Source organism: Streptomyces sp. G45 (genome assembly GCF_049542095.1).
In the GTDB taxonomy this organism is placed as follows: Bacteria; Actinomycetota; Actinomycetes; order Streptomycetales; family Streptomycetaceae; genus Streptomyces.
Genome location: NZ_JBMUZU010000001.1, coordinates 6,722,507 through 6,747,970 on the forward strand (window position 1 = coordinate 6,722,507; position 25,464 = coordinate 6,747,970).

23 protein-coding genes and 1 riboswitch are annotated in these 25,464 nt (G+C 71.3%); of the genes, 15 read left to right on the top strand and 8 right to left on the bottom strand.

The window, feature by feature from the left end; genetic code table 11:
• The first annotated feature begins 4 nt into the window (after positions 1-4).
• The 3 genes from pspAA to ACOBQU_RS28400 all read left to right on the top strand — a co-directional run bounded on the left by pspAA (position 5) and on the right by ACOBQU_RS28400 (position 2,569).
• Positions 5-283: a PspA-associated protein PspAA gene (pspAA, locus tag ACOBQU_RS28390; protein ID WP_423630798.1), complete on the top strand. Its 279-nt coding sequence runs from the start codon at positions 5-7 to the stop codon at positions 281-283.
• A gap of 313 nt (positions 284-596) precedes the next feature.
• A complete protein-coding gene (locus tag ACOBQU_RS28395; protein ID WP_423630800.1) occupies positions 597-1,892 on the top strand; it encodes a sensor histidine kinase in 1,296 nt (431 codons plus the stop codon).
• The gene (locus tag ACOBQU_RS28400; protein ID WP_423630802.1) at positions 1,889-2,569 is read left to right on the top strand and encodes a response regulator; all 681 of its coding nucleotides are present in this window, start codon (positions 1,889-1,891) and stop codon (positions 2,567-2,569) included. The genes ACOBQU_RS28395 and ACOBQU_RS28400 overlap by 4 nt, the downstream gene beginning before the upstream one ends.
• 45 nt (positions 2,570-2,614) lie before the next feature.
• Here ACOBQU_RS28400 and nadA read toward each other — a convergent pair whose 3' ends face one another.
• Positions 2,615-3,823, bottom strand: coding sequence for a quinolinate synthase NadA (nadA, locus tag ACOBQU_RS28405; RefSeq protein ID WP_423630804.1), 1,209 nt, complete (start codon positions 3,821-3,823; stop codon positions 2,615-2,617).
• 254 nt (positions 3,824-4,077) lie between these two features.
• Between nadA and ACOBQU_RS28410 the strand changes: the two genes are divergently transcribed.
• Positions 4,078-4,434: an iron-sulfur cluster assembly accessory protein gene (locus tag ACOBQU_RS28410; protein WP_166630140.1), complete on the top strand. Its 357-nt coding sequence runs from the start codon at positions 4,078-4,080 to the stop codon at positions 4,432-4,434.
• Positions 4,435-4,510: 76 nt separating this feature from the next.
• On the opposite strand, the gene ACOBQU_RS28415 is transcribed toward ACOBQU_RS28410, so the two are convergent.
• Both ACOBQU_RS28415 and ACOBQU_RS28420 read right to left on the bottom strand, forming a co-directional pair.
• A complete protein-coding gene (locus ACOBQU_RS28415) occupies positions 4,511-5,842 on the bottom strand; it encodes a hypothetical protein (RefSeq protein WP_423630806.1) in 1,332 nt (443 codons plus the stop codon).
• A gap of 446 nt (positions 5,843-6,288) precedes the next feature.
• Positions 6,289-6,417, bottom strand: a complete 129-nt coding sequence (locus tag ACOBQU_RS28420; protein ID WP_423630808.1) for a hypothetical protein — start codon at positions 6,415-6,417, stop codon at positions 6,289-6,291.
• Positions 6,418-6,698: 281 nt separating this feature from the next.
• On the opposite strand from ACOBQU_RS28420, the gene ACOBQU_RS28425 reads away from it, so the two are divergent.
• Entirely contained in the window at positions 6,699-7,673 is a 975-nt protein-coding gene (locus ACOBQU_RS28425; RefSeq protein WP_423630810.1) for a carbohydrate kinase family protein, read from the top strand.
• Positions 7,674-7,828: 155 nt separating this feature from the next.
• Here the strand turns inward: ACOBQU_RS28425 and ACOBQU_RS28430 are convergent, their stop codons facing one another.
• Entirely contained in the window at positions 7,829-9,208 is a 1,380-nt protein-coding gene (locus ACOBQU_RS28430; RefSeq protein WP_423630812.1) for a cysteine desulfurase/sulfurtransferase TusA family protein, read from the bottom strand.
• Between the two features lie 334 nt (positions 9,209-9,542).
• On the opposite strand from ACOBQU_RS28430, the gene coxB reads away from it, so the two are divergent.
• From coxB to ACOBQU_RS28450, 4 genes are all read left to right on the top strand, one after another.
• Positions 9,543-10,505, top strand: a complete 963-nt coding sequence (coxB, locus tag ACOBQU_RS28435; RefSeq protein ID WP_423630814.1) for a cytochrome c oxidase subunit II — start codon at positions 9,543-9,545, stop codon at positions 10,503-10,505.
• Positions 10,502-12,241 carry a cytochrome c oxidase subunit I gene (gene ctaD / locus ACOBQU_RS28440; RefSeq protein WP_423630816.1) on the top strand — a complete coding sequence of 580 codons (1,740 nt, stop codon included), beginning with the start codon at positions 10,502-10,504 and terminating at the stop codon, positions 12,239-12,241. Before coxB ends, ctaD begins: the two co-directional genes overlap by 4 nt.
• Complete coding sequence (locus tag ACOBQU_RS28445) at positions 12,238-12,636, top strand: cytochrome c oxidase subunit 4 (protein ID WP_190135597.1); 399 nt, start codon at positions 12,238-12,240, stop codon at positions 12,634-12,636. Before ctaD ends, ACOBQU_RS28445 begins: the two co-directional genes overlap by 4 nt.
• Positions 12,637-12,818: 182 nt before the next feature.
• Entirely contained in the window at positions 12,819-14,069 is a 1,251-nt protein-coding gene (locus tag ACOBQU_RS28450) for an Ig-like domain-containing protein (RefSeq protein WP_423630818.1), read from the top strand.
• Positions 14,070-14,168: 99 nt separating this feature from the next.
• On the opposite strand, the gene ACOBQU_RS28455 is transcribed toward ACOBQU_RS28450, so the two are convergent.
• Positions 14,169-14,570 (bottom strand): hypothetical protein, encoded by a 402-nt coding sequence (locus ACOBQU_RS28455; protein WP_423630820.1) that lies wholly within the window; start codon positions 14,568-14,570, stop codon positions 14,169-14,171.
• Between the two features lie 165 nt (positions 14,571-14,735).
• Here ACOBQU_RS28455 and ACOBQU_RS28460 point away from each other — a divergent pair, with 165 nt between their 5' ends.
• The 6 genes from ACOBQU_RS28460 (at position 14,736) to ACOBQU_RS28485 (ending at position 22,125) form a co-directional block, all read left to right on the top strand.
• Positions 14,736-15,356, top strand: coding sequence for a cytochrome c oxidase subunit 3 (locus tag ACOBQU_RS28460; protein ID WP_423630822.1), 621 nt, complete (start codon positions 14,736-14,738; stop codon positions 15,354-15,356).
• Positions 15,357-15,472: 116 nt separating this feature from the next.
• Positions 15,473-16,282, top strand: coding sequence for a c-type cytochrome (locus ACOBQU_RS28465; RefSeq protein WP_423630824.1), 810 nt, complete (start codon positions 15,473-15,475; stop codon positions 16,280-16,282).
• Positions 16,279-17,346 (top strand): Rieske 2Fe-2S domain-containing protein, encoded by a 1,068-nt coding sequence (locus ACOBQU_RS28470; protein ID WP_423630826.1) that lies wholly within the window; start codon positions 16,279-16,281, stop codon positions 17,344-17,346. Before ACOBQU_RS28465 ends, ACOBQU_RS28470 begins: the two co-directional genes overlap by 4 nt.
• Positions 17,343-18,989 carry a cytochrome b gene (locus ACOBQU_RS28475; protein ID WP_423630828.1) on the top strand — a complete coding sequence of 549 codons (1,647 nt, stop codon included), beginning with the start codon at positions 17,343-17,345 and terminating at the stop codon, positions 18,987-18,989. The genes ACOBQU_RS28470 and ACOBQU_RS28475 overlap by 4 nt, the downstream gene beginning before the upstream one ends.
• Positions 18,990-19,135: 146 nt before the next feature.
• A complete protein-coding gene (gene trpD / locus ACOBQU_RS28480) occupies positions 19,136-20,200 on the top strand; it encodes an anthranilate phosphoribosyltransferase (RefSeq protein WP_423630830.1) in 1,065 nt (354 codons plus the stop codon).
• Positions 20,201-20,429: 229 nt separating this feature from the next.
• Positions 20,430-20,546: riboswitch (SAM riboswitch) on the top strand.
• 175 nt (positions 20,547-20,721) lie between these two features.
• The gene (locus tag ACOBQU_RS28485; RefSeq protein WP_423630832.1) at positions 20,722-22,125 is read left to right on the top strand and encodes an aminotransferase class V-fold PLP-dependent enzyme; all 1,404 of its coding nucleotides are present in this window, start codon (positions 20,722-20,724) and stop codon (positions 22,123-22,125) included.
• On the opposite strand, the gene ACOBQU_RS28490 is transcribed toward ACOBQU_RS28485, so the two are convergent.
• The 3 genes from ACOBQU_RS28490 to ACOBQU_RS28500 form a co-directional block, all read right to left on the bottom strand.
• Positions 22,065-23,276: a glycerate kinase gene (locus ACOBQU_RS28490; protein WP_423630834.1), complete on the bottom strand. Its 1,212-nt coding sequence runs from the start codon at positions 23,274-23,276 to the stop codon at positions 22,065-22,067. The genes ACOBQU_RS28485 and ACOBQU_RS28490 overlap by 61 nt on opposite strands.
• Positions 23,277-23,306: 30 nt before the next feature.
• Positions 23,307-24,722 (bottom strand): SLC13 family permease, encoded by a 1,416-nt coding sequence (locus tag ACOBQU_RS28495; RefSeq protein ID WP_423630836.1) that lies wholly within the window; start codon positions 24,720-24,722, stop codon positions 23,307-23,309.
• A gap of 75 nt (positions 24,723-24,797) precedes the next feature.
• Positions 24,798-25,460: a response regulator transcription factor gene (locus tag ACOBQU_RS28500; RefSeq protein ID WP_423630837.1), complete on the bottom strand. Its 663-nt coding sequence runs from the start codon at positions 25,458-25,460 to the stop codon at positions 24,798-24,800.
• Between the last annotated feature and the right edge of the window lie 4 nt (positions 25,461-25,464).

Genomic DNA, 25,464 nt, shown 5'->3' on the forward strand with positions numbered 1-25,464 from the left:
CGTCATGATCGTACGGATCATGGGGGAGGGGCAGGTGAAGCTGGCCGACAGCCACTTCGCCGAACTGAACAAGCTGGATGACGAGTTGCTCGAAGAGATGGAGGGCGGCGACGAGCCCGGCTTCCGCCGCACGCTGCACGCCCTCCTGGACAAGGTCAGGGAGCTGGGCGACCCCCTCCCCGACGACGCCCTCGAACCCTCCGAACTGATCCTCCCGGCACCGGACGCGTCCCTCGACGAGGTCCGCGCCATGCTGAGCGACGACGGCCTGATCCCCGGCTGACCCCACCCGGCCCCCTGCGGGGCCCCGCCCGTCCCTTTGCCGCGGCCACTTCCGAGCCCGCGGAAGCGCATGTGGTGGGTGGGCGGAAAGCCCCCGCCGCGAAGCGGCGGGCCGGAAGCGCATCGGCCCGCACCCGGCCAGGAGCGTCCGGCCTCACCCGGCCCAAGGCGACCGACCCGCCCCCGGGTCAAGGGTGGCCCCGGCGGGCGAGCCAGGAGGGCTCGACCGCGCTGGCGGCGGGGTTCGTCAACCCGCGCCGGACGAGCCCCCCGTTCCGTTCCGCCGGAACTGACGGCCCCGTACCGTTTAGGGCGTGACCAACTTTGAACGGTGCCGAGGCTGGGCCAGGACGCACCCGTTGGCCGTGGACGCAGTCCTCGCGGCCGCCGCCCTCGTCTGCATGGTCATAGGCTCCTTCGCGGAGCCCAACCGGGGGCAGGGCTCCTCCTGGAACGTCCACGCCCCGGGCTCCCTCAGCCTGACGCTGATGGGACTCGGCTCGGCGGCCCTGGTCTTCCGGCGCCACGCCCCCTGGAGCGTGCTCGCCGCCACCTGCGCGCTGTCCATCGTGGAGCTGGTGTCGACCGGCCCCCGCGCGCCCGTCGTGATGTGCGCCGTCATCGCCCTGTACACCGTGGCCGCCCGCACCAACCGGCCCACCACCTGGCGCGTCGGCCTCATCACCATCACCGGCCTCACCGGCGTGGCGATGCTCGCGGGCCCCCTGCCCTGGTACGCGGAGGAAAACCTCGGCATCTTCGCCTGGACCGGCATGGCCGCCGCCGCGGGCGACGCCGTACGCAGCCGACGGGCCTTCGTCGACGCCATCAGGGAGCGCGCCGAGCGGGCCGAGCGCACCCGCGAGGAGGAGGCCAGGCGCCGGGTCGCCGAGGAGCGGCTGCGCATCGCCCGCGACCTGCACGACGTGGTCGCCCACCACATCGCCCTGGTCAACGTGCAGGCCGGGGTCGCCGCGCACGTCATGGACAAGCGGCCCGACCAGGCCAAGGAGGCCCTCGCGCACGTCCGCGACGCCAGCCGCTCGGCGCTCGGCGAACTCCGCGCCACCGTCGGGCTGCTGCGCCAGTCCGGCGACCCGGAGGCGCCCACCGAGCCCGCGCCGGGCCTCGGCCGCCTCGACGACCTCGTCGACACCTTCCGGCACGCGGGCCTGGCCGTGGAGGTGGCCCGCGGCGACGCCGGACTGAACCCTCCGGCGGCCGTGGACCTGGCCGCGTACAGGATCATCCAGGAGGCCCTCACCAACGTGCAGAAGCACGCGGGCGAGCAGGCCAAGGCGGAGGTCAGCGTCGTACGCGTGGGGCCCAACCTGGAGATCACCGTGCTCGACGACGGCGCGGGCGACGACCAGCGGGACGACCAGCGGGAACACAAGCAGGACGATCAGCAGGGCGACGGGCGGGGCGGTGAACAGGGCGGCGGGCACGGGCTCATCGGCATGCGTGAGCGCGTCAGCGCGCTCGGCGGCCGGTGCAGCGCCGGGCCCCGCTACGGAGGCGGCTTCCGCGTGCATGCGATCCTGCCGGTCACGACCGTGAAGCAGGGCGGCCGGGAGCACAGCCCGGCCAGGGGAGGGACGACCGCGTGACGATCCGGGTGCTGCTCGCCGACGACCAGGCGCTGCTGCGCAGCGCGTTCAAGGTCCTCGTCGACTCCGAACCCGACATGGAGGTCGTCGGCGAGGCCTCCGACGGCGCGCAGGCGGTGCGCCTCGCGAAGGCGGAGTCGGCGGACGTCGTCCTCATGGACATCCGGATGCCCGGCACGGACGGCCTCGCCGCCACCCGGATGATCAGCGACGACCCGGCCCTGTCCCATGTGCGGGTGGTCATGCTGACCACCTTCGAGGTCGACGAGTACGTGGTGCAGTCCCTGCGCGCGGGGGCCTCCGGCTTCCTCGGCAAGGGCGCGGAACCGGACGAACTCCTCGGCGCGATCCGGGTCGCGGCGGCCGGAGAGGCGCTGCTCTCGCCCGCCGCGACGAAGGGCCTCATCGCCAGGTTCCTCGCCCAGGGCGACGGCGCGGACGACGAGCCGCCCGCCCGCAGCGAGCGCCTCGACGCCCTCACCGGCCGTGAACGCGAGGTCCTGATCCAGGTGGCGGGCGGTCTCTCCAACGACGAGATCGCCGAACGCCTCGAAGTCAGCCCCCTCACGGTCAAGACCCACGTCAACCGCGCCATGGCCAAGCTCGGTGCCCGCGACCGGGCCCAACTCGTGGTCATCGCCTACGAGTCGGGCCTGGTCCGCCCCCGGGGCGACTGACCGCCACCAGGCCCCCGCGGCCCCCGACGGCCCCCCGAGGGCCCGCTACGGCAGCGCCAGCATGCGCTCCAGGGCGAGCTTCGCGAACCGCTCGGTCTCGCGGTCGACCTCGATGCGGTTGACCAGCTTGCCCTCGGCCAGGGACTCCAGGGCCCAGACCAGGTGGGGCAGGTCGATGCGGTTCATGGTGGAGCAGAAGCAGACCGTCTTGTCGAGGAAGACGATCTCCTTGCCCTCGGGGGCGAAGCGGTTGGCCAGGCGGCGGACCAGGTTCAGCTCGGTGCCGATGGCCCACTTGGAGCCCGCCGGGGCCGCCTCCAGGGTCTTGATGATGTGCTCGGTCGAGCCGACGTAGTCCGCCGCCGCCACGACCTCGTGCTTGCACTCGGGGTGGACGAGCACGTTCACGCCGGGTATCCGGGCCCGCACGTCCTCGACCGACTCCAGCGAGAAGCGGCCGTGCACCGAGCAGTGCCCGCGCCACAGGATCATCTTCGCGTCGCGCAGTTGCTCGGCGGTCAGGCCGCCGTTCGGCTTGTGCGGGTTGTAGACGACGCAGTCGTCCAGGGACATGCCCATGTCGCGGACGGCGGTGTTGCGGCCGAGGTGCTGGTCCGGCAGGAACAGCACCTTCTCGCCCTGCTCGAACGCCCACTCCAGGGCCCGCTTGGCGTTGGACGACGTGCAGATGGTGCCGCCGTGCCTGCCGGTGAACGCCTTGATGTCGGCGGAGGAGTTCATGTACGAGACGGGCACCACCCGGTCGGCGATCCCGGCCTCGGTCAGCACGTCCCAGCACTCCGCGACCTGCTCGGCCGTGGCCATGTCGGCCATGGAGCAGCCCGCGGCCAGGTCCGGCAGGACGACCTTCTGGTCGTCGGTCGTCAGGATGTCCGCGGACTCGGCCATGAAGTGCACGCCGCAGAAGACGATGTACTCGGCGTCCGGCCGCGCGGCCGCGTCCCGGGCCAGCTTGAAGGAGTCGCCGGTGACGTCCGCGAACTGGATGACCTCGTCGCGCTGGTAGTGGTGGCCGAGCACGAACACCTTGTCGCCGAGCTTCTCCTTGGCGGCGCGGGCGCGCTCCACCAGGCCGGGGTCCGACGGCGACGGCAGGTCGCCGGGGCACTCCACGCCGCGCTCGCTGCGGGGGTCGGCCTCCCGGCCGAGCAGCAGCAGGGCGAGCGGGGTCGGCTGTACATCGAGGTCGACGTGCTCGACGTTCTCGACGCGGGTGGACTGGGCGGTGGTCACGTCACACACCCTTTCTTCAGTGACGAGCGGCGGCCGGGGGCCGCGCGCGAGTGGGGCCGCCAGCGGCCCCACGAATCCTTTTCGTCGAATTGACGTTATCTATCATAACCGCTTCACGTCAGTTTGACGATGGCCATAGTGTCGATGTGACGCATCCCCTGTCCGGTGCCGTGTGCGAGCATGGGAATGAACAGGCGGCCCCGCCGGTTGGACCGGTCGGCAAGCAGTCTCCGTACACACCGGGAGAGAAGCAGATGTCCGTATCGGACGAGACCACCACCGTGAGCGACGGCATCCTCCTGACCGACGCCGCCGCGGCCAAGGTCAAGGCCCTCCTTGACCAGGAAGGCCGCGACGATCTGGCGCTGCGCGTCGCCGTGCAGCCCGGTGGCTGCTCGGGCCTGCGCTACCAGCTGTTCTTCGACGAGCGTTCGCTCGACGGGGACGTCGAGAAGGACTTCGGCGGCGTCAAGGTCGTCACCGACCGCATGAGCGCCCCGTACCTGGGCGGTGCCACCATCGACTTCGTGGACACCATCGAGAAGCAGGGCTTCACGATCGACAACCCGAACGCCACGGGTTCCTGCGCCTGCGGTGACTCGTTCAGCTAAGCCGGACGCCAGTCATCCACCAGCGTGAAGGCGGCGGCTCCCCGACCGGGGAGCCGCCGCCTTCACGTCTGCCGCCCTACGACCGCGGCGCGGGCACGGCCTCGGTCCCGCCGTCGTGGCGCGGCACCGCCCTGCCGCCGTCGGTGACCACCCGCCGGTCGCCGAGCGGCTTGTCCAGTGGCACCGTCAGGGTGTAGCTCCGCGCCATCGCGACGCACACGGTGCCCTCCTTCACGGTCTCGGTGACCTTCACGGCGACCTGGCGGCCGCTCTCCTCGGCCGTCGCCGCGTACGTGCCGCACACGCCGCCCGTGAAGTGCAGGACCAGCTCGCGGCCCGCCACGCTGTAGCCCTCGACCCGCACCGGCTCCGTGCGCGTGCCCGGGTCGCCGGGCCCGACGGTCGACCGGGGCGTGGGGACACCGGGCCCGGTCAGGTACTTCGGGTCCACCGCCGGGTGGGTCATCGTGAAGGTGCCCCGCGCGCCCTGCGGCCGCACCTCGAACAGCCAGGACGGTACGAGGGTCTGGCGCCCGGACACGTACTGCGCGGCCAGACCGAAGGTCGCGTCCGTCACCGGGATCGGCTTCGGCTTCGGCGGCTGGGGGTCCGGCACGCAGCGCGCCTGGGGGCCCTGGTCGGTTCCGCCGCCCTTGTGGGTCCCGCCGCCCTTGTCGCTCCGGCTGTCGCCGCCCACCGGGCCGTCGTCCTTGTCCGTGCCCGCCGGGCCCTCGGGCCGGGAGCCGTCCTTCCCGTGCGGCACCGGAGTCGCGCAGCCGCCGATGCCCACGCGGCCGTCGCCCCGGGCCTGCTCGTTCTTCAGGTCGAGCGCCTTCTCGGCGCTGACGACGGGGTACGTGGCGCCCTTACGCGGCTCCAGGACGTTGCCGCTGCCGCCCGCCACGCGCCCTTCGGCGTCGATCTGGATGCCCGTCGACCAGCCGAACGTCGGCAGGCCGCCCACCTCGGGGTCGGCGTTGACCACGCGTACGGGCCCCATGAGCTGGGTGGCGTCCAGCTTCGCGTCGTCCTGGCCGAGGGCCTTCAGGACGGGCGCGGCCGCCTTCTTCGCGGCGGCCTCGCTCACCGCGCCGCCGCTGTCGTCCGGGTGGGCGGGCGAGGCGTCGGAGTCCTTCGGCCCCGGCGGGCACGGCCTGCCCTTCAGGCAGTTGTCGCCGCTGACGGGTGTGTCCCGGGTGAAGGTCCAGGTGCCGGGGGCCTTCCGGGACACCCTCAGGGAGGGGCCCGAACCGTCCTTCGCCGGGCCGAGCAGCCAGGCGTCGCCGCCCGCGCGGGGCGTCCCCGTCAGGCCGAGGGCCTTGGCGAGCCGCGCCGCCTGCTCCTGGGTGACCTCGCCCCTCGGCTCGTACACCGCGGCCGCGTCCGGCCCCTCGGGCAGCTCGCCCACCGCCGTGTACGTCCCGCCGCTCGGGTCGGGCTCACCGGGGGCGATGCCGGGCGGGCCGTCCGTGGCGCCGTGGTCACCGGGGCCACCCGAGGCGCCGGAGTCCGCCCGGCCGCCGTGCCCGTCCGTGGGGCCGTCCAGGGACAGCGGCGGCGGATCGCCGCCCTCCCCGGGGAGGCGTCCCGGCCGCCGCCGTCACCGGACGACCCGGTGGCCAGATACGCCCCGCCGCCGCCCGCAAGCAGCACCGCGGCCGCGACCGAGGCGACCACCAGCGGGGACCGCCGCCGTCCGTCCTGCGTCTGCTCGGTGCTCACCGCATCGCTCCTTCACCGCCCGAGTTCCCTGGAAGCCATCCACGCGAAAAGGGGCGTACATGGCATCCCCTCGACGGGGGACAGCGATGGGACGCGGCAGGGGAGCGCACGGTTCCCCCGCGCGCCGCGCGCTCAGTCCCCGTACTCCGACATGCCGTCGATGAGGCGGGCGGACGCCGCCGGGACCGTCACCCCGTGGATCAGCGACGGCGGCACGGGCGCGGCCGTCGGCACGGCGGGCACCGCCCAGTGCGGGACCATGCGGGCGCAGTCGCCGCGCAGCGCCTCCAGGGAGTCGAGGGCCTCGGGGGCGGGCCCGGCGAAGGGGTGGGGGCGCTGTGCTGCGCGATGACGGCCATAACGGAACCGTATGCACCACTCAGCCCACGAAGAAAGACCTACTATCGGGTATTTTTGGCCAGTTCAAGGACGGGCGTTCGACCGGATAGCGTTAACCGTCAACGGTCCGCCCGTCGACCGCCACAGCGCCCCGAAGGCGCGCGGCGCCGCCGCCCCTCTACTCGCCGCAGGAGCTTTCCGCCGTGCGTATCGCAGTCACCGGCTCCATCGCCACCGACCACCTCATGTCCTTCCCCGGCCGCTTCGCCGACCAGCTCGTGGCCGACCAACTGCACACGGTCTCCCTCTCCTTCCTCGTGGACGCCCTCGACGTGCGCCGTGGCGGCGTCGGGGCCAACATCTGCTTCGGCATGGGCCAGCTCGGCACGGCCCCGATCCTGGTCGGCGCCGCGGGCTCCGACTTCGACGAGTACCGGGCCTGGCTCGACCGGCACGGCGTGGACACCGCGTCGGTCCGCATCTCCGAGACCCTGCACACCGCCCGCTTCGTCTGCACCACCGACGCCGACCACAACCAGATCGGCTCCTTCTACACGGGTGCGATGAGCGAGGCCCGCTACATCGAGCTGAAGACCGTCGCCGACCGCGTGGGCGGCCTCGACCTGGTCCTGATCGGCGCCGACGACCCCGAGGCGATGCTCCGCCACACGGAGGAGTGCCGCACCCGCGGCATCCCCTTCGCCGCGGACTTCTCCCAGCAGATCGCCCGCATGTCCGGCGACGACATCCGCACCCTCCTGGACGGCGCGACGTACCTGTTCTCCAACGAGTACGAGAAGGGGCTCATCGAGTCCAAGACCGGCTGGACCGACGCGGAGATCCTCGCCAAGGTCGGCCACCGCGTGACCACGCTCGGCGCCAACGGCGTGCGCGTGGAGGCCGTCGGCCAGGACCCGATCGAGGTCCCCGTGCCGCAGGAGGAGGCCAAGGTCGAGCCGACCGGCGTCGGCGACGCCTTCCGCGCGGGCTTCCTGTCCGGCCTCGCCTGGGGCGTCTCGCACGAGCGCGCGGCGCAGGTGGGCTGCATGCTCGCAACCCTGGTCATCGAGACCACCGGCACGCAGGAGTACGAGCTGCGGCGCAGCGCGTTCATGGAGCGGTTCGCCAAGGCGTACGGGGACACCGCTGCCGCGGAGGTACGGGAGCACCTGGGCTGACCGTGGGCCTTGTCGCCGGGGCTGCGCCCCGGTCCCGCGTCGGGGGCGTGCGGCGTGTCTTGTCGGCTCTCCCGCCGTGGGGGTGCTCCGCCGCTCCGCGGCGGATTTCTCCACCCGCCCGCCCCTCTTCGGGGCGGGCGGGTGGGAGAAGAGGGCTACACGAGCCGCCGGACCACATAGGCGGCCCCGTGGCCGCGCGCCTCCGCGCCCACGTACTCCTGCCGCTGCGTCCAGCACCACGCCGGGATGTCCACCGCCGCCACCTCGTCGTCCGCCAGGACGGTGACCGTGCCGCCGACGCGGACGCGGGGGAGGGCCTTGGCCAGCTCGATGACGGGGTGCGGGCAGCGCTCGCCGAGGGCGTCCACGGTCAGCGAGTCGGCCGTCCCGGCGCCCGCCCCGGCCGACGGCGCGCCCAGCTTCGCGCGCACCCCGGCCACCGCGTCGGGCAGCACCCGAAGGAACCGCTCCACCTCCGCCGCGTCCGCGTCCAGCGGCAGCGACACCCGCACGTTGCCCTCGCTGACCACCCCCATCGCCCTGAGCACATGGCTCGGCGTCAGCGTGCTGCTCGTACAGGAGGACCCGGAGGAGACGGAGAAGCCCGCCCGGTCCAGCTCGTGCAGCAGGGACTCCCCGTCGACATAGAGACAGGAGAAGGTGACCAGGTGCGGCAGGCGCCGCACCGGGTCGCCGACGACCTCCACGTCCGGTACGAGTTCCGGGACCCGCGCCCGGATCCGCTCCGTCAGTTCCCGCAGCCGCGCCGCCGCCCCGGCCGCCTCGGCCCGCACCGCCCGCAGCGCGGCCGCCGCCGCCACGATCCCCGGGATGTTCTCGAACCCGGCGGCGCGCCCCGACTCCCGCTCGTCCACCGGCCCCCGCGGCGCGAACCGCACCCCCTTGCGCACCACGAGCAGCCCGACCCCCGCCGGTCCGCCCCATTTGTGCGCGCTCGCGGCCAGCAGGGACCAGTCCCCGTCCACCGGCCCCCACGCCAGCGACTGCGCCGCGTCCACAAGCAGCGGCACCCCGGCCGCCCGGCACGCCTCGGCGACCTCGGCCACCGGCTGCCGCGTACCGACCTCGTGGTTGGCGGACTGCAGACAGGCCAGCGCGGTGTCCTCGCGCAGCGCGGCGGCGTACGCATCCGCATCCACCGCCCCGGACCGGCCCACGGCGACCTCGGTCACCGCCCCGCCCGCGTCCTGGTGGGCGGCGGCCGAATGGAGTACCGCGGAGTGCTCCACGGCGGACACCACCAGGTGCCGCCCCACCCGGCGGCGCCCGGCGAGCGCCCCGGCCATCCCGTCGTACAGCGCCCGCGTCCCCGAAGAGGTGAAGGTCAGCTCGTCGGCCCGGCACCCCACGGCCTCGGCGGCCGCCTCCCGGGCCGCGTCGAGCAGCATCCGCGCCCGCCGCCCCTCCCGGTAGAGGCGCGAGGGGTCGGCCCATCCCTCGTCGAGCGCGGCCTGGAGCGCCTGCCGGGCGACGGGGTGGAGGGGAGCGGACGAGGCGACGTCGAAGTAGGACACGGGGACACGCTAAGTCGTCCAGCCAGGGAAGCGCCCCGGAGGGGGCGCGGGGAACTGCGCGAGCCACCACGACGAACCCGCACCCGCCGACCCCGGAGATCCTCCCGAGCTATTGGGCGCCCGAGCCTCCGTCAGATACCGCTCGCCGGAGGGGCATCCCACCCTTAAAGAGTGACCCGCGGCGCGTTAGGCACCCTCCCCGCGCGACCCCAAATAGCGTCCAGTAGGGTTTGGTCCGCATAAACATCCAAACCCCTGCCCGACGCAGGGCGGCGACCGACCAGCGAGAAGGCCGCAGCCGACCGCGCGGGCGAGACTCTCGGGAAGGCGCTACGTGAGTCCCAACGGCTCCGACCGCTCGCCGCGGCGCCCGATGCGGCGGAAGCTGCTGCAGGCACTGACTGCGGGCCTGGTCCTGGTAACCGCCACCGGTTGCACATACAAGGACTTTCCCCGCCTGGGTATGCCGACCCCGGTCACGGAGGAGGCTCCGCGGATCCTCTCCCTCTGGCAGGGCTCGTGGGCGGCTGCGCTCGCCACGGGCGTGCTGGTCTGGGGCCTGATCCTGTGGAGCGTCATCTTCCACCGGCGCAGCCGCACCAAGGTGGAGGTACCGGCGCAGACGCGGTACAACATGCCCATCGAGGCGCTGTACACGGTGGTGCCCCTCATCATCGTCTCGGTGCTCTTCTACTTCACCGCTCGTGACGAGTCGAAGCTCCTCGAGCTCTCCGACAAGCCGAAGCACACGATCAACGTGGTCGGCTACCAGTGGAGCTGGGGCTTCAACTACATCGAGAACGTGCCGGGCTCCAACAAGGACAACGCCAGGACCTCCAAGGACCTCTCGGCGATCCCGGACCGCTTCCGTAAGGACTTCCCGGCCAACGCGGGCGGTGTCTACGAGGTCGGCACGCCGGGCGAGCGGAACCCGCAGAACGGCAACCCCGGCCCCACCCTCTGGCTCCCCAAGGGTGAGAAGGTCCGCTTCGTCCTCACTTCGCGTGACGTCATCCACTCCTTCTGGGTGGTGCCGTTCCTCATGAAGCAGGACGTGATCCCGGGCCACACCAACGCCTTCGAGGTGACTCCGAACAAGGAGGGCACCTTCATGGGCAAGTGCGCCGAGCTCTGCGGCGTCGACCACTCCCGGATGCTCTTCAACGTCAAGGTCGTCTCTCCCGAGCGCTACCAGAAGCACCTCGAAGAGCTCGCGAAGAAGAACCAGACCGGTTACATCCCGGCCGGCATCGAGCAGACGGGCCACGAGAAGAACCGGGAGACGAACCAACTGTGAGCATCCTCAACGAACCCCAGGGTGCCGCGGCGGCGGAGTCCTCGTACGAGGACGAGCTGCCGGTCAGGCGCAAGCAGCCGGGCAATGTCGTCGTCAAGTGGCTGACCACCACTGACCACAAGACGATCGGCACGCTCTATCTGGTCACGTCGTTCGCGTTCTTCTGCATCGGCGGCGTCATGGCGCTCTTCATGCGCGCCGAGCTCGCCCGCCCGGGTACGCAGATCATGTCGAACGAGCAGTTCAACCAGGCGTTCACGATGCACGGCACGATCATGCTGCTGATGTTCGCGACGCCGCTGTTCGCGGGCTTCGCGAACTGGATCATGCCGCTGCAGATCGGCGCGCCGGACGTGGCGTTCCCGCGGTTGAACATGTTCGCCTACTGGCTGTACCTGTTCGGCTCGCTCATCGCGGTGGGTGGCTTCCTCACGCCGAACGGCGCCGCCGACTTCGGCTGGTTCGCCTACAGCCCGCTGTCGGACGCGGTCCGCTCCCCGGGTATCGGCGCCGACATGTGGATCATGGGTCTGGCGTTCTCCGGCTTCGGCACGATCCTCGGCTCGGTCAACTTCATCACCACGATCATCTGCATGCGCGCTCCGGGCATGACGATGTTCCGCATGCCGATCTTCACCTGGAACGTGCTGCTGACCGGTGTCCTGGTCCTGCTGGCCTTCCCGGTCCTCGCGGCCGCGCTGTTCGCCCTGGAGGCGGACCGCAAGTTCGGCGCCCACATCTTCGACGCCTCCAACGGCGGCGCCCTGCTGTGGCAACACCTCTTCTGGTTCTTCGGCCATCCAGAGGTGTACATCATCGCCCTGCCGTTCTTCGGAATCATTTCCGAAGTCATCCCGGTGTTCTCGCGCAAGCCGATGTTCGGTTACATGGGCCTGGTCGGCGCGACCATCGCGATCGCCGGTCTCTCCGTGACGGTGTGGGCGCACCACATGTACGTCACCGGTGGCGTACTGCTTCCGTTCTTCTCCTTCATGACGTTCCTCATCGCCGTGCCAACGGGCGTGAAGTTCTTCAACTGGATCGGAACGATGTGGAAGGGGTCGCTGAGTTTCGAGACCCCGATGCTCTGGGCGATCGGCTTCCTGATCACCTTCACCTTCGGTGGTCTGACCGGTGTCATCCTGGCCTCGCCGCCGATGGACTTCCACGTCTCGGACTCGTACTTCGTGGTCGCGCACTTCCACTACGTCATCTTCGGCACCGTGGTGTTCGCGATGTTCTCCGGCTTCCACTTCTGGTGGCCGAAGTTCACCGGCAAGATGCTGGACGAGCGGCTCGGCAAGATCACGTTCTGGACGCTGTTCGTGGGCTTCCACGGCACGTTCCTGGTGCAGCACTGGCTCGGCGCCGAGGGCATGCCGCGACGCTACGCGGACTACCTGGACGCCGACGGCTTCACCGCCCTGAACACGATCTCGACGATCTCCTCGTTCCTGCTCGGCCTGTCGATCCTGCCGTTCTTCTACAACGTCTGGAAGACCGCCAAGTACGGCAAGAAGATCGAGGTCGACGACCCGTGGGGCTACGGCCGCTCCCTGGAGTGGGCCACGTCCTGCCCGCCGCCGCGGCACAACTTCCTCACCCTGCCGCGGATCCGCTCCGAATCCCCGGCGTTCGACCTGCACCACCCTGAGATCGCCGCGCTCGACCAGCTGGAGAACGCCGGTCACGGCGAGAAGGCTGCGGTTGCTGGCGGCAAGGAGGCCGGCAAGTGAAGATCCAGGGCAAGATGTTCATCTGGCTGAGCGTCTTCGTACTGATCATGGCCATCGTGTATGGCTGGTGGTCGAAGGAGCCCGCCGGAACCACCGCGCTCTTCCTGGCCTTCGGCCTGTGCATCATGATCGGCTACTACCTGGCCTTCACGGCCCGGCGGGTCGACGCCTCCGCGCAGGACAACAAGGAGGCGGACGTCGCGGACGAGGCCGGAGAGGTGGGCTTCTTCAGCCCGCACAGCTGGCAGCCGCTGTCCCTGGCCGTCGGTGGCGCGCTCGCCTTCATGGGCGTCGTCTTCGGCTGGTGGCTGCTGTACTTCTCGGCCCCGATCATCCTGATCGGCCTGTGGGGCTGGGTCTTCGAGTACTACCGCGGCGAGAACCAGAACCAGTAGGTCTGCCGCAGCGCGCCCGAGGGGCCCGGACACTCCGTCAGGAGCGTCCGGGCCCCTTCGGCGTGTCCGGACGGCCGAAGCCCAGCCCTGCCGCGTTCGGCCGTTCGGTGTGCGGCCGTCCGGGCGAACTCGTACGGGTCACTCGGCGCGCTGGACCGGGTGAACCTTCATACCGTGTGGTCATGAACCACTCACCGCGAATCCGCACGGTACTGAGCTGCACCCTGCTGGTGGTCGCCCTCGGCGCGGGCACCGCGGCCTGTGGCTCCGACGGCCATCCGCTCTCGGCGAAGCCGTACGACGCGGCGAGCCAGATCGCCTTCAACGGCCCCGCGGGCAGCGGCCGGAAGGCCGACCCGGACAAGCCCCTGGAGGTCACCGCGGAGGGCGGAGACGGGCGCATCACGGACGTCACGGCCACCGACCAGATGGGCCGCCACGTGGCGGGCGAGCTGTCCGCCGACGGCTCCCGCTGGCACAGCACGGCGCCGCTCGCGGCGGGCGCCCACTACACGCTGCGGGTCAGCACGGAGGACGACGAGGGCGCCCCCGGCCGCAAGGTCATGACCTTCGACACCCGCGAGCCCGAGAAGAAGCGGCGCCTGAAGGTCACCTTCGGCCCCGAGGCGGGCAAGTACGGCGTCGGCCAGCCCGTCACGGCGAAGCTCAGCGCCCCGGTCAGGGCCAAGGAGGCCAGGGCCGTCGTCGAGCGGGCCCTGAAGGTCCAGTCGCAGCCCGCCGCGGAGGGCTCCTGGCACTGGGTGGACAGCAGGACGCTGCACTACCGCCCCAAGGAGTACTGGCCCACCCACGCCACCATCACGGTGCGCAGCAACCTGGAGGGCGTCAAGGTCACCGACCGGCTCTGGGGCGCCGACACCAAGCCCCTGAAGCTCACCACCGGCGACCGGATCGTGGCCGTGACGGACGCCTCGTCGCACTGGATGACGGTCTACCGCAACGGCGAGGAGATCAACTCCATCCCGGTGACCACCGGCAAGCCCGGCTACTCCACGCGCAACGGCATCAAGGTCGTGCTGGGCAAGGAGTACGTCGTACGGATGACGAGCGCCAGCATCGGCGCATCGGACTTCTACGACAAAATGGTCTACTACGCGACCAGGGTCACCGACAGCGGCGAGTACGTCCACGCCGCGCCCTGGTCGGTGGGCTCCCAGGGCTACGCCAACACCAGCCACGGCTGCACCGGCATGAGCACCGGCGACGCCGCCTGGTTCTACGAGACGGTCCGCCCCGGCGACCTGGTGGAGGTCGTGGGCAGCGCCGGTGCCGACATGGACCACTTCGGCAACGGCTACGGCGACTGGAACGTCGACTGGAAGGAGTGGCGCAAGGGCAGCGCCCTCCAGAAGGACACCAAGGCCGCCAAGAAGGCCCAGAAGACGGCCCGCCTGCGCCCCCAGGCCGTCTGAAGCGCGCCGGGGCAGACCCGCGCCCCGAAGGGGCGCGGGGAACGGCGCGAGCGACCACACGAGACCCGCGCCCGCCGGACGGCGGAGGAGCCCGAGCCGCTAGGCGCTCAGAGCGGCCCGGGACCGCAGCAGGGAAGCCAGGGCGGAGGCGAACTCCACCGGCTCCACCGGCAGGGTCACCGCGGCCTCGGCACGGCTCCACGTGGCCAGCCAGGCGTCCTGCGGCCGTCCCATGAGCAGCAGCACCGGCGGGGCCTGGAACACCTCGTCCTTGATCTGGCGGCACACGCCCATGCCCCCGGCGGGCGCGGCCTCCCCGTCCAGGACGCAGACGTCGATGCCGCCCTTGTCCAGCTCGCTGAGCACCGCCGGGAGCGTCGCGCACTCGACGAAGCGGACTTCTGGGACATCGCTGGCGGGCCTGCGCCCCGCGGCGAGGCGGACCTGCTCTCGGGTGCTCGCGTCGTCGCTGTAGATCAGCACCGTGGCGGTCGGCTGCATGCTTCCTCCGCATCGTCGAGGGGATCTCGCGCGGATGCTACTCCTCCCGACACCTCGTCAACACTGGTTCGGACAGCGCTCCGATGGGCCATCCGGGCAGGACACACGCCGCAGACACTCCGAACGGGACCCCCCGGGGTGAGGGCGGGATAAGCGACCGACATAATGTCGGTCGTGGCGACAGCAACGACAGTAGACACCGGGCACGCGCACCCGCCGGTCAATCGACCGAACCTCACCAGCGTCGGAACCATCATCTGGCTGAGTTCCGAGCTGATGTTCTTCGCGGCCCTCTTCGCGATGTACTTCACCCTGCGATCGGTGACGGGTCCCGATCACTGGAAGGAAATGGCCGATGCCCTGAACTTCCCGTTCTCGGCGACCAACACCACGATCCTGGTGCTCTCCTCCCTCACCTGCCAGCTCGGCGTTTTCGCCGCCGAGCGCGGTGACGTGAAGAAGCTCCGGATGTGGTTCATCGTCACCTTCGTCATGGGTGCGATCTTTATCGGCGGCCAGGTCTTCGAGTACACCGAGCTGGTCAAGCACGAGGGCCTCTCGCTCTCGTCCGACCCCTACGGCTCGGTGTTCTACCTGACCACCGGTTTCCACGGACTGCATGTGACGGGTGGTCTCATCGCCTTCCTGCTGGTCCTCGGCCGTACGTACGCGGCCCGTAGGTTCACCCACGAGCAGGCGACCGCCGCCATCGTCGTGTCCTACTACTGGCACTTCGTCGATGTCGTCTGGATCGGCCTCTTCGCCACGATCTACATGATCAAGTAATCGGCGTGTCACAACCGGCGAGCCTCGTCCGTCCAAGAGATGAGCGACGCGCCGCAGTGGCCCACCGACACAGTCCAGAAGCATCGACGCAGAAGATCCTGACACCGGGGTAATCCGTGAAAAAGCTCTCCGCACGACGACGCCATCCGCTGGCGGCGGTCGTCGTCCTACTCCTCGCGCTGGCGGCCACCGGGGGGCTGTACGCCGCGTTCGCGCCGGCGGACAAGGCGCAGGCCGACGAAACCGCTCAGTCCCTCGCCATCGAAGAGGGCAAGAAGCTCTATGCCGTGGGCTGCTCCAGCTGCCACGGAACCGGCGGTCAGGGCACCTCCGACGGTCCGAGCCTGGTTGGCGTCGGCGCCGCCGCGGTCGACTTCCAGGTCGGCACCGGCCGCATGCCGCTGCAGCAGCAGGGCGCCCAGGCGCCGAGGAAGAAGGTCATCTACAACCAGGCGCAGATCGACCAGCTCGCCGCGTACGTCGCCTCCCTGGGCGCCGGTCCCGCCGTGCCGACCGACAAGCAGGTCGACCCGAAGGGCGCCGACATCGCCAAGGGCGGTGAGCTCTTCCGCACGAACTGTGCCCAGTGCCACAACTTCACCGGTGAGGGTGGCGCGCTGACCCACGGCAAGTTCGCGCCGAGCCTCGAGGGCGTCAGCAAGAAGCACATCTACGAGGCCATGCAGACCGGCCCGCAGAACATGCCGTCCTTCCCCGACACGACGATGCCGGAGAAGAACAAGAAGGACATCATCGCGTACATCGACGCGGTCAACGGTGAGAAGACGAAGAGCCCGGGCGGCCTCAAGCTGGGCGGTCTCGGACCGGTCAGTGAGGGCCTGTTCGCCTGGATCTTCGGCCTCGGTGCGCTGATCGCGGCCGCCGTATGGGTCGCCGCCCGGACCGCAAAGGCCAAGAAGTCATGAGCAGCCAAGAAACCCCTGAAGAGAACCTGCCCAGCGAGCAGGAGGCCGCGCACGGCGCGGTAGCGGTCGCGGACACCTCCGGCGACGCGGACCCGTTCGCGGACCCCGGCCTGCCGCCGCACGAGCACCGCGTCCAGGACATCGACGAGCGGGCCGCCCGGCGCTCCGAGCGCACGGTCGCCCTGCTGTTCACGGTGTCGATGCTGGCCACCATCGGCTTCATCGCCTCCTACGTGGCGTTCCCGGTCGACAAGAGCGTCTACATCTGGCCGATCGGGCACATCAGCGCGCTGAACTTCGCGCTCGGCATGACCCTCGGCATCGCGCTCTTCTGCATCGGCGCGGGCGCGGTCCACTGGGCCCGCACCCTGATGTCCGACGTGGAGGTCGCCGACGAGCGGCACCCGATCGAGGCCGCGCCGGAGGTCAAGGCCAAGGTCCTGGAGGACTTCGCGCAGGGCGCGAAGGAGTCCCAGCTCGGCCGCCGCAAGCTCATCCGCAACACGATGTTCGGCGCCCTGACCCTGGTACCGCTGTCGGGTGTCGTCCTGCTGCGCGACCTCGGTCCGCTGCCGGAGGACAAGCTGCGGCACACGCTGTGGGCCAAGGGCAAGCGGCTCGTGAACATGAACACCAACGAGCCGCTGCGTCCCTCGGATGTCGCCGTCGGTTCGCTCACCTTCGCCAAGCCCGACGGCCTGGAGGAGCACGACCACGACTTCCAGACCCAGATCGCCAAGGCGGCCCTGATGATCGTCCGGCTGCAGCCCGACGACATCAAGGACAAGCGCGAGCTGGCCTGGTCGCACGAGGGCATCGTCGCGTACTCCAAGATCTGCACCCACGTGGGCTGCCCGATCTCCCTGTACGAGCAGCAGACGCACCACGTCCTCTGCCCGTGCCACCAGTCCACCTTCGACCTCTCCGACGGTGCCCGAGTGATCTTCGGCCCGGCCGGTCACGCACTGCCGCAGCTGCGCATCGGCGTTGACGAGGAGGGCTACCTCGAAGCGCTCGGCGACTTCGAAGAGCCCGTCGGTCCTGCCTTCTGGGAGCGCGGATGAGCACCGATACGACGTCGCCGACCACGTCGGCCGACAACCGCAAGAAAGCGCCCGCGGGTGAGCGGGTCGCGGACTGGGCCGACGGCCGCCTGGGGATCTACTCCCTGGCCAAGGCCAACATGCGCAAGATCTTCCCGGACCACTGGTCCTTCATGCTGGGCGAGATCTGCCTCTACAGCTTCATCATCATCATCCTGACGGGTGTGTACCTGACGCTGTTCTTCCACCCGTCGATGAACGAGGTGGAGTACCACGGCAGCTACGTGCCCCTGCAGGGCCAGCTGATGTCCGAGGCGTTCAACTCGACCATGCACATCTCCTTCGATGTGCGCGGTGGCCTGCTGATCCGGCAGATCCACCACTGGGCGGCGCTGATCTTCCTCGCGGGCATGTTCGTGCACATGATGCGCGTGTTCTTCACCGGCGCGTTCCGCAAGCCGCGTGAGGTCAACTGGCTGTTCGGCTTCCTGCTGTTCGTCCTCGGCATGTTCACCGGCTTCACCGGCTACTCGCTCCCGGACGACCTGCTCTCCGGCACCGGTGTCCGCTTCATGCAGGGCGCGGTCCTGTCCGTGCCGATCGTCGGTACGTACCTGTCGATGTTCCTGTTCGGCGGCGAGTTCCCCGGCGGCGACTTCGTGGGCCGGTTCTACTCGGTGCACATCCTGCTGCTGCCGGGCATCATGCTCGGCCTCGTGGTGGCGCACCTCATCCTGGTCGTCTACCACAAGCACACGCAGTACCCGGGCCCGGGCAAGACCAACAAGAACGTCGTCGGCATGCCGCTGATGCCGGTCTACATGGCCAAGGCCGGAGGCTTCTTCTTCCTGGTGTTCGGCATCATCGCCGTCATCGCGGCGATCGCCTCCATCAACCCGATCTGGGCGATCGGCCCGTACCGTCCGGACCAGGTGTCCACCGGCGCCCAGCCCGACTGGTACATGGGCTTCGCCGAGGGCCTGATCCGCGTCATGCCGGGCTGGGAGATCAACCTCTGGGGCCACACGCTCGTCCTGGGCGTGTTCATCCCGCTGGTGATCTTCCCGCTGGTCCTCGCGGCCATCGCCGTCTACCCGTTCATCGAGGCCTGGGTCACCGGCGACAAGCGCGAGCACCACATCCTGGACCGCCCGCGCAACGCCCCGACGCGCACCGCGTTCGGCGTCGCCTGGATCACGGCGTACTTCATCATGCTGGTCGGTGGTGGAAACGACCTGTGGGCCACCCACTTCCACCTGTCGATCAACGCCATCACCTGGTTCGTCCGGATCTTCTTCTTCGTCGGACCGGTCATCGCGTTCATCGTCACCAAGCGGATCTGCCTGGGCCTCCAGCGGCGCGACAAGGACAAGGTGCTGCACGGCCGCGAGTCCGGCATCATCAAGCGCCTGCCGCACGGTGAGTTCATCGAGGTGCACGAGCCGCTCGACCAGGAGCAGCTGCACACCCTCACCGCCCACGAGCAGTACAAGCCGATCGAGATCGGCCCGACGGTCGACGAGAACGGTGTGCGCCGCAAGGTGAAGGGCTCGGAGAAGCTGCGGGCCAAGCTGTCCAAGGGCATGTACGGCGAGGACAGCCAGATCCCGAAGGCCACGGCCGAGGAGTACAAGGAGATCACCAGTGGCCACGGCCACCACTGATCGCTGACGCTCCGGCCACCAGGTCGCCACGGCGAGAGCCCCGTCCAGTGCATGGACGGGGCTCTTTGCCGTGCTCGGGGCTGGATAGGGTGGACCCACCCCCGACGAGGCCGGGGTGTCTTCCGTCTACGTACCCAGGAGCGGCTATGAGCGCTGTGACCCCCGCTGGAGGCGACACCGCGGCGGGCCGTTCCTGGCCCGACGTGCTGAACGGACTGCTGGAGGGGCGCGACCAGAGCGCCGACGACACGGCCTGGGCGATGGACCGCATCATGCGCGGCGAGGCCACCGACGCCCAGATCGCGGGCTTCGCGGTGGCCCTGCGCGCCAAGGGCGAGACCGTCGAGGAGATCACCGGCCTGGTCCGGGCGATGTACGCGCACGCCCATGTGATCGACGTGCCGGGCCCCAGCGTCGACATCGTCGGCACCGGCGGCGACGGCGCCAAGACGGTGAACATCTCCACGATGTCCGCGATCGTCGTCGCCGGGACCGGCGCCAAGGTCGTCAAGCACGGCAACCGGGCGGCGTCCAGCGCGTCCGGCGCCTCCGACGTCCTGGAGAAGCTCGGCGTCAACCTGGAGCTGACGCCGCAGCGGGTGCGGCAGGTCGCGGAGGAGGCCGGGATCACCTTCTGCTTCGCGGTGAAGTTCCACCCCGCGCTGCGGCACGTGGCGCCCGCGCGGCGCGAACTCGGTATCCGTACGACGTTCAACTTCCTCGGTCCGCTGACCAACCCCGCGAAGGTGCGCGCCCAGGCCACCGGCGTCGCGGACGCGCGGATGGCGCCGATCCTCGCGGGCGTGCTCGCCGAGCGCGGCTCGTCGGCGCTGGTCTTCCGCGGGGACGACGGCCTGGACGAGCTGACCACCACGGCCACCTCCCGGGTGTGGGCGGTGCGCGACGGGCACGTCCGCGAGGAGGCCTTCGACCCCCGGGACGTCGGCATCGACCTGGTGCCCGTCGAGGCGCTGCGGGGCGCCGACGCCTCGTACAACGCGGAGGTCGCGCGGCGCCTGCTGGACGGCGAGAAGGGGCCCGTGCGGGACGCGGTCCTGCTGAACTCGGCGGCGGCCCTGGTCGCCCTGGACCAGGGCGAGGGCCCGCTCGCGGAGCAGATCCGCGCCGGGATGGACAGGGCCGCGGAGTCCATCGACTCGGGCGCGGCCCGGGAGGCACTGGCGCGCTGGGTGGCGGCCAGCAACCGCTAGTCGCGGCGGGTTCCGGCGCGCTCGGCTCCGCCGGGTCGCGCCGTCGGGGCCGAGCGCCGTCGCGGCGAGAAGTGGTGCGGGGCGGGTAGCGGGCGAGGGCGCCCACCATCCGCCGCGACGGCGAGCAACCCCCCACCGGCGTGTCCGGCGGTGCCGTGCGCCCTCATCGCGGTCCAGGATCCGGACGGCCGGTTGCGCCGCGACGATCAGCTGGCGTAAGTTCTTCCCAGGTCATGAGCGACAGCGTTACGGCCCCGGCCCGCTGTCCGGCAACCCTCCGTCCGTGGCGGGGTGCCCCGGGTGAAGACCAGGCCGTGGACAGCAAGGTCCGCGGCAAGCGCGGACCCCTCGCGTCACCAGGGGTCCTGGTCGTCGAGGAGCTTTTTTGTGAGCCAGCGAATGCGATAGGGCCGCAGGCCCCTTTTCCCGCACCCCCTTTTCACCTTCTCCTGTGCCGTTGACCGGTCGCGTTGACCGATGTCCGGCGCCGTGATCTCGCCTGCCTCTTACGGGAGTTCGCCATGTCTGCCACCACCGCCGTCACCGCGTCCGCCGCCGAGTCCGCCGACCCCTGCTGCGCCGCTCCGCTGCCCGTCCTCGGCCGGGACGTCACCGTCCCGCTCGTCACCGGCGGCGAGGTGACGTACGCCGCGCTCGACTACGCGGCCAGCGCCCCGGCGCTCCAACGGGTGTGGGACGACGTGGCCGCGTACGCGCCGTACTACGGCAGCGTGCACCGGGGCGCCGGATATCTGTCGCAGCTGTCCACCGACCTGTTCGAGAACTCCCGCAAGACCGTCGCCGACTTCCTGGACTGCCGGGACGACGACCAGGTCGTCTTCACGCGGTCCACCACCGACTCGCTCAACCTGCTCGCCGCCGTCCTCCCCGCCGACTGCCAGGTCTTCGTCTTCGAGACCGAGCACCACGCGTCGCTGCTGCCCTGGCGCGACGCCCGCGTCACCTATCTGAACGCCCCCCGCACCCACGAGGAGGCCGTGCGCACCCTGGAGCGCGCCCTCGCCGACCGCGACCCCTACGGGCCCGCCCTGGTGTGCGTGACCGGCGCCTCCAACGTCACCGGTGAGCTGTGGCCGGTGCGCGAGCTGGCCGCCGCCGCCCACGCGCACGGCGCCCGCATCGTCCTCGACGCCGCCCAGCTCGCGCCCCACCACCCCGTCTCCGTACGGGAGTTGGACGTCGACTGGGTGGCCTTCTCCGGGCACAAGCTGTACGCGCCCTTCGGCTCCGGCGTGCTCGCCGGGCGCGCCGACTGGCTGCGCGGAGCCGAGCCCTACCTCGCGGGCGGCGGCGCCTCGCGCAAGGTGACGCGGCGCGCCGACGGGGGAGTGGACGTCGAGTGGCACGACTCGGCGGCCCGGCACGAGGCCGGTTCGCCCAACGTCATCGGCGTCTACTCCATCGCCTCCGCGTGCAAGGCCCTCCAGGAGGCCGGATTCGAGACGCTGGTGGAGCGGGAGCGGGAGCTGATCCGCGCGGTGCGGGCCGGGCTCGCCGAGGTGCCGCAGGTGCGGGTCCTCTCGCTGTTCGGGGACGACGCGCCGCGCGTGGGCGTCATCTCGTTCGTCGTGGACGGCTGGAACAGCTCGCACTTCGCGGCCGCGCTGTCCGCCGAGTACGGCATCGGCGTGCGCGACGGCCTGTTCTGCGCCCACCCGCTGGTGCGCACCCTGCTCGGCAGCGAGCCCGACGAGCCCGGCGAGTGCGGCGCCCCGGAGGCCGCGCCCGGCGAGCGCTCGCTCAACGCCATCCGGGTGAGCTTCGGCGCGGGCACCCCCGACGAGCACATCGAGCGGTTCGTGCGCGCCGTCAGGGAACTGGTCAGCGACGGCGCGCGGTGGAACTACCGCACCGAGGACGGCCGTTGCGTGCCCGACACCGAAGCGGGGCCCGCGGCCGCCTGATCCGGCAGGCCCGCGCCCAGCACGATCATCCGCAGGGCCCGCTCGGTGGCGTCGGTGAGGAACTCGCTGCCCCGGTTCAGGGCCTCGGTGAGCGTCACCGGCGCGGGCAGGATGGCGCTGTAGGCGTCCACGCCCGCCGCCCGCACCAGGTGCGCGCCCTCCCCGATGGTGCCCGCGAGCGCGAGCACCGGGCGGCCGAACCGCTTGGCGCGGCGGGCCACTTCGGCGGGGACCTTGCCGCGCGGCGTCTGGTGGTCCAGGGCGCCCTCGGCGGTGACGACGAGGTCGGCGCGGGCGAGCCGGGCGTCCAGGTCGAGGTGGTCGAGCAGCACGTCGAAGCGGGGCAGCAGCCGGGCGCCGAGCGCGGCGAGGCCCGCGCCGAGGCCGCCGGACGCGCCGGTGCCCGGACCCTGGTACAGGTCGGAGGTGACGCCGAGGTCGCGGGTCAGGACGTACGCCCAGCGTTCGAGGCCCGCCGCCAGCTCCTCCACCTGCGTGGGCGTGGCGCCCTTCTGCGGGCCGAAGACGCGGGCCACGCCGCGCTCGCCGCACAGGACGTTGTGCGGGTTGCAGGCCACCAGCAGCTCGGTGTCCGCCAGGCGTGGGTCGAGGCGGCTGGTGTCGATGTGGTGCAGGCGCGGCAACTCCCGTCCGCCGTGCGGCAGTTCCCAGCCGTCGGCGTCGAGCAGCCGGGCGCCCAGGGCCTGGAGGGCGCCCGCGCCGCCGTCCGAGGTGCCGGAGTCGCCGCAGCCGACGAGGATACGGCGGGCGCCCGCGTCGAGGGCGGCGCGGATCAGCTCGCCCACGCCGTACGTGGTCGTCGCCCCCGGGTCGCGCAGGTCGCGCGGCACCAGGCTGAGCCCGGCCGCCGCGGCCATCTCGACGACGGCGGTGCCGGTACCGAGGAGCGCGAAGTGGGTGCCGATGCGCTCGCCCACGGGGCCGGTCGCGGGCAGCGCCACGAGGCGTCCGCCGGTCGCGGACGCCAGCGCCTTCGCGGTGCCCTCGCCGCCGTCCACCAGCGGGATCAGGTCGACCTCGGCGCGGGGCAGGACGCGCCGCACCCCGGCGGCGATGGCCTCGGCGGCGGACTCGGCGGACAGGGACTCCTTGAAGCCGCTGGGGGCGACGGCGACTCGGGTCAGGGACATGGGCGTACTCCTTGGAGCGGGGGAGGGGGTTCAGCGGGTGACCGGCACGCCGAGCAGGGGCCAGACGGCGACGGCGAACAGCAGCACGAGCGCGGCCGTCAGGGGTGCCAGGACGGCGGACAGGCGCAGCAGGTCACGGGAGGTGTAGGTGGGCACCCCGGGGACGTCGGCGAACAGGGCCACCGGCTTCGCGGACGCGGGCAGGGTGTGGCAGAACCCGGCGGCCGCCGTGGAGGCGAGCGCCGCCGCGACCGGGTTCACGCCCGCGCCGACGGCGGCGGCCACCACCAGCGGCACCAGCACCGACGAGCGGGCCGAGCGCGACTGGAGCACCAGGTGGGCCGCCGTGCTGACGGCGATGACGACGGTCAGGAACAGCCAGGGCGGCAGGTCGCCGGGGAGGCCCGACACCAGCCAGCGTGCCGCGCCCGACTCGGCGAGCGCGACGCCCATGGCCATGGTCGCGGCCATGAACAGCAGCAGCGACCACGGCACGGTCTTCAGGGCGTCCTTCAGGCGTACGGTGCCGAGCGCCGGGGACGCGGCGACGACCGCGCCGATCAGCGCCACCACCGCGGGCGGCACCCGGTGCAGCGGCTCGCTGCACCACAGGGCGACCACCGTGGCGAGCAGCAGCGCGCAGCGCGTCTCGGCGGGCTCCCAGGGGCCGGTGACCGGGCGGTCGCTGTGCTCCTGTATCTGCTCGGCGGTGATCGCCACCGGGCCCGTGCGGTCCGCGCGGCGCGTCGTCGTCAGCAGCACGGCCTCCGCCGCGAGGTGGGACGAGGCGATCGCCAGCGGCAGGCCCAGCAGCAGCCACTTCGTGAAGCCGATCTCGTCCCCGGTGCTCTCCCACAGGACGGACACCGTGATCAGGTGCGCGCCCGCGCCGATCAGGGTCGCCACCGCCGACAGCAGGATCACGGTCGGGAACAGCAGCGCCAGCATCACCACCAGGCGCCGCCGGTCGGCGAGGACCTTGGCGAGCGCCAGGAAGACGGGCAGCGCCAGCGCGGCGCGGCCGGACGTGGCGGGCACCGCGAACGCCGTCACGACGAGCGCGGCGGTCGTCAGGTGCGTCAGCTGCCGCACGCTGCGCGCCCCGCTGACCAGGAACGCCGCCGCCCGCCCCGCGAGCCCGCTGCGGGCCACCGCGGCGGCGAGCACGAACGCGCAGATCAGCAGCCACACCGTCGCGTCCCCGAGGGTGCCGAAGAGGGTGTCGCTGCTGATCACGCCGGTGGCGGTGAGGGCGAGTCCGGCGCCGAGCGCGATGTACGTGTCGTCGATCGGGGTGGCGATCCAGGCGCAGGTCGCGAGCGTGAACACGCAGAGCGTGAGGCGCGCGTCGCCGCCGAGGCCCGGGAAGTTGCCGGGGACGGCGAGCAGGGCGCACAGGCTCAAGGCCAGGCACAGGACGGTCAGTTGCCGCGGGGTCGCTGTCACGCCCTCCAGCGTTCAGCGGCGCGGTGAGCCCTCAATGAGCCGCACATGAAGGAAACTTCACGCGCCCGGTCGGGCTCACGCGGGCAGCCGGTAGCCCATGCCGCGCACCGTCTCCAGGCGGTCCGCGCCCAGCTTCTTGCGCAGCGCCCGCACGTAGACGTCCACGATGTTCGACCCCGGGTCGAAGTCGTACCCCCACACGTGGGACAGGATCTGCTCGCGTGACAGGACCTGCCCCGGGTGGCGCAGGAACAGCTCCAGGAGCACGAACTCACGGGCCGTCAGGTCCACCACACGCTCCCCGGCGCGGGCCCGCCGGGTGCGCAGGTCCAGGGAGAGCGTGCCCGACCGCAGCACCGTCACCTCCGGCGCCCTGGCCGCCGTACGCAGCCGCAGCCGCACCCGCGCGAGCAGTTCCTCGAAGCGGAACGGCTTGGTCATCCAGTCGTCGGCGCCGCCTTCGAGACCGGCCACCGTGTCCCGTACGGAGTCCCGGGCGGTCAGCACGATCACCGGCACCGTCACGCGGGCCTCGCGCAGCTCGCGCAGGACGGTGAAGCCGTCCCGGCCCGGCAGGCCGATGTCGAGCAGGATCAGGTCGAAGCCGCCGGTGAGGGCGTAGTCGTACGCGGCGTCTCCGTCGGCGACGATCGTGGTGGTGAAGCCGTTGGCGCGCAGGCCCTTGTCGACGAAGGAGGCGATGCGCTCCTCGTCCTCGACGATCAGGATGCGGTTCACTGCT

Bases quoted from the DNA above. Each gene is read 5' to 3' on its own strand.
- ACOBQU_RS28455 (WP_423630820.1), bottom strand. From the start codon at position 14,570: ATGCAGCCGACCGCCACGGTGCTGATCTACAGCGACGACGCGAGCACC.
- ACOBQU_RS28410 (WP_166630140.1), top strand. From the start codon at position 4,078: ATGTCCGTATCGGACGAGACCACCACCGTGAGCGACGGCATCCTCCTG.
- ACOBQU_RS28475 (WP_423630828.1), top strand. From the start codon at position 17,343: ATGAGCACCGATACGACGTCGCCGACCACGTCGGCCGACAACCGCAAG.
- trpD (WP_423630830.1), top strand. From the start codon at position 19,136: ATGAGCGCTGTGACCCCCGCTGGAGGCGACACCGCGGCGGGCCGTTCC.
- ACOBQU_RS28450 (WP_423630818.1), top strand. From the start codon at position 12,819: ATGAACCACTCACCGCGAATCCGCACGGTACTGAGCTGCACCCTGCTG.
- ACOBQU_RS28460 (WP_423630822.1), top strand. From the start codon at position 14,736: ATGTCGGTCGTGGCGACAGCAACGACAGTAGACACCGGGCACGCGCAC.
- ACOBQU_RS28490 (WP_423630834.1), bottom strand. From the start codon at position 23,276: ATGTCCCTGACCCGAGTCGCCGTCGCCCCCAGCGGCTTCAAGGAGTCC.
- pspAA (WP_423630798.1), top strand. From the start codon at position 5: ATGATCGTACGGATCATGGGGGAGGGGCAGGTGAAGCTGGCCGACAGC.
- ACOBQU_RS28485 (WP_423630832.1), top strand. From the start codon at position 20,722: ATGTCTGCCACCACCGCCGTCACCGCGTCCGCCGCCGAGTCCGCCGAC.
- ACOBQU_RS28420 (WP_423630808.1), bottom strand. From the start codon at position 6,417: ATGGTCCCGCACTGGGCGGTGCCCGCCGTGCCGACGGCCGCGCCCGTG.
- ACOBQU_RS28470 (WP_423630826.1), top strand. From the start codon at position 16,279: ATGAGCAGCCAAGAAACCCCTGAAGAGAACCTGCCCAGCGAGCAGGAG.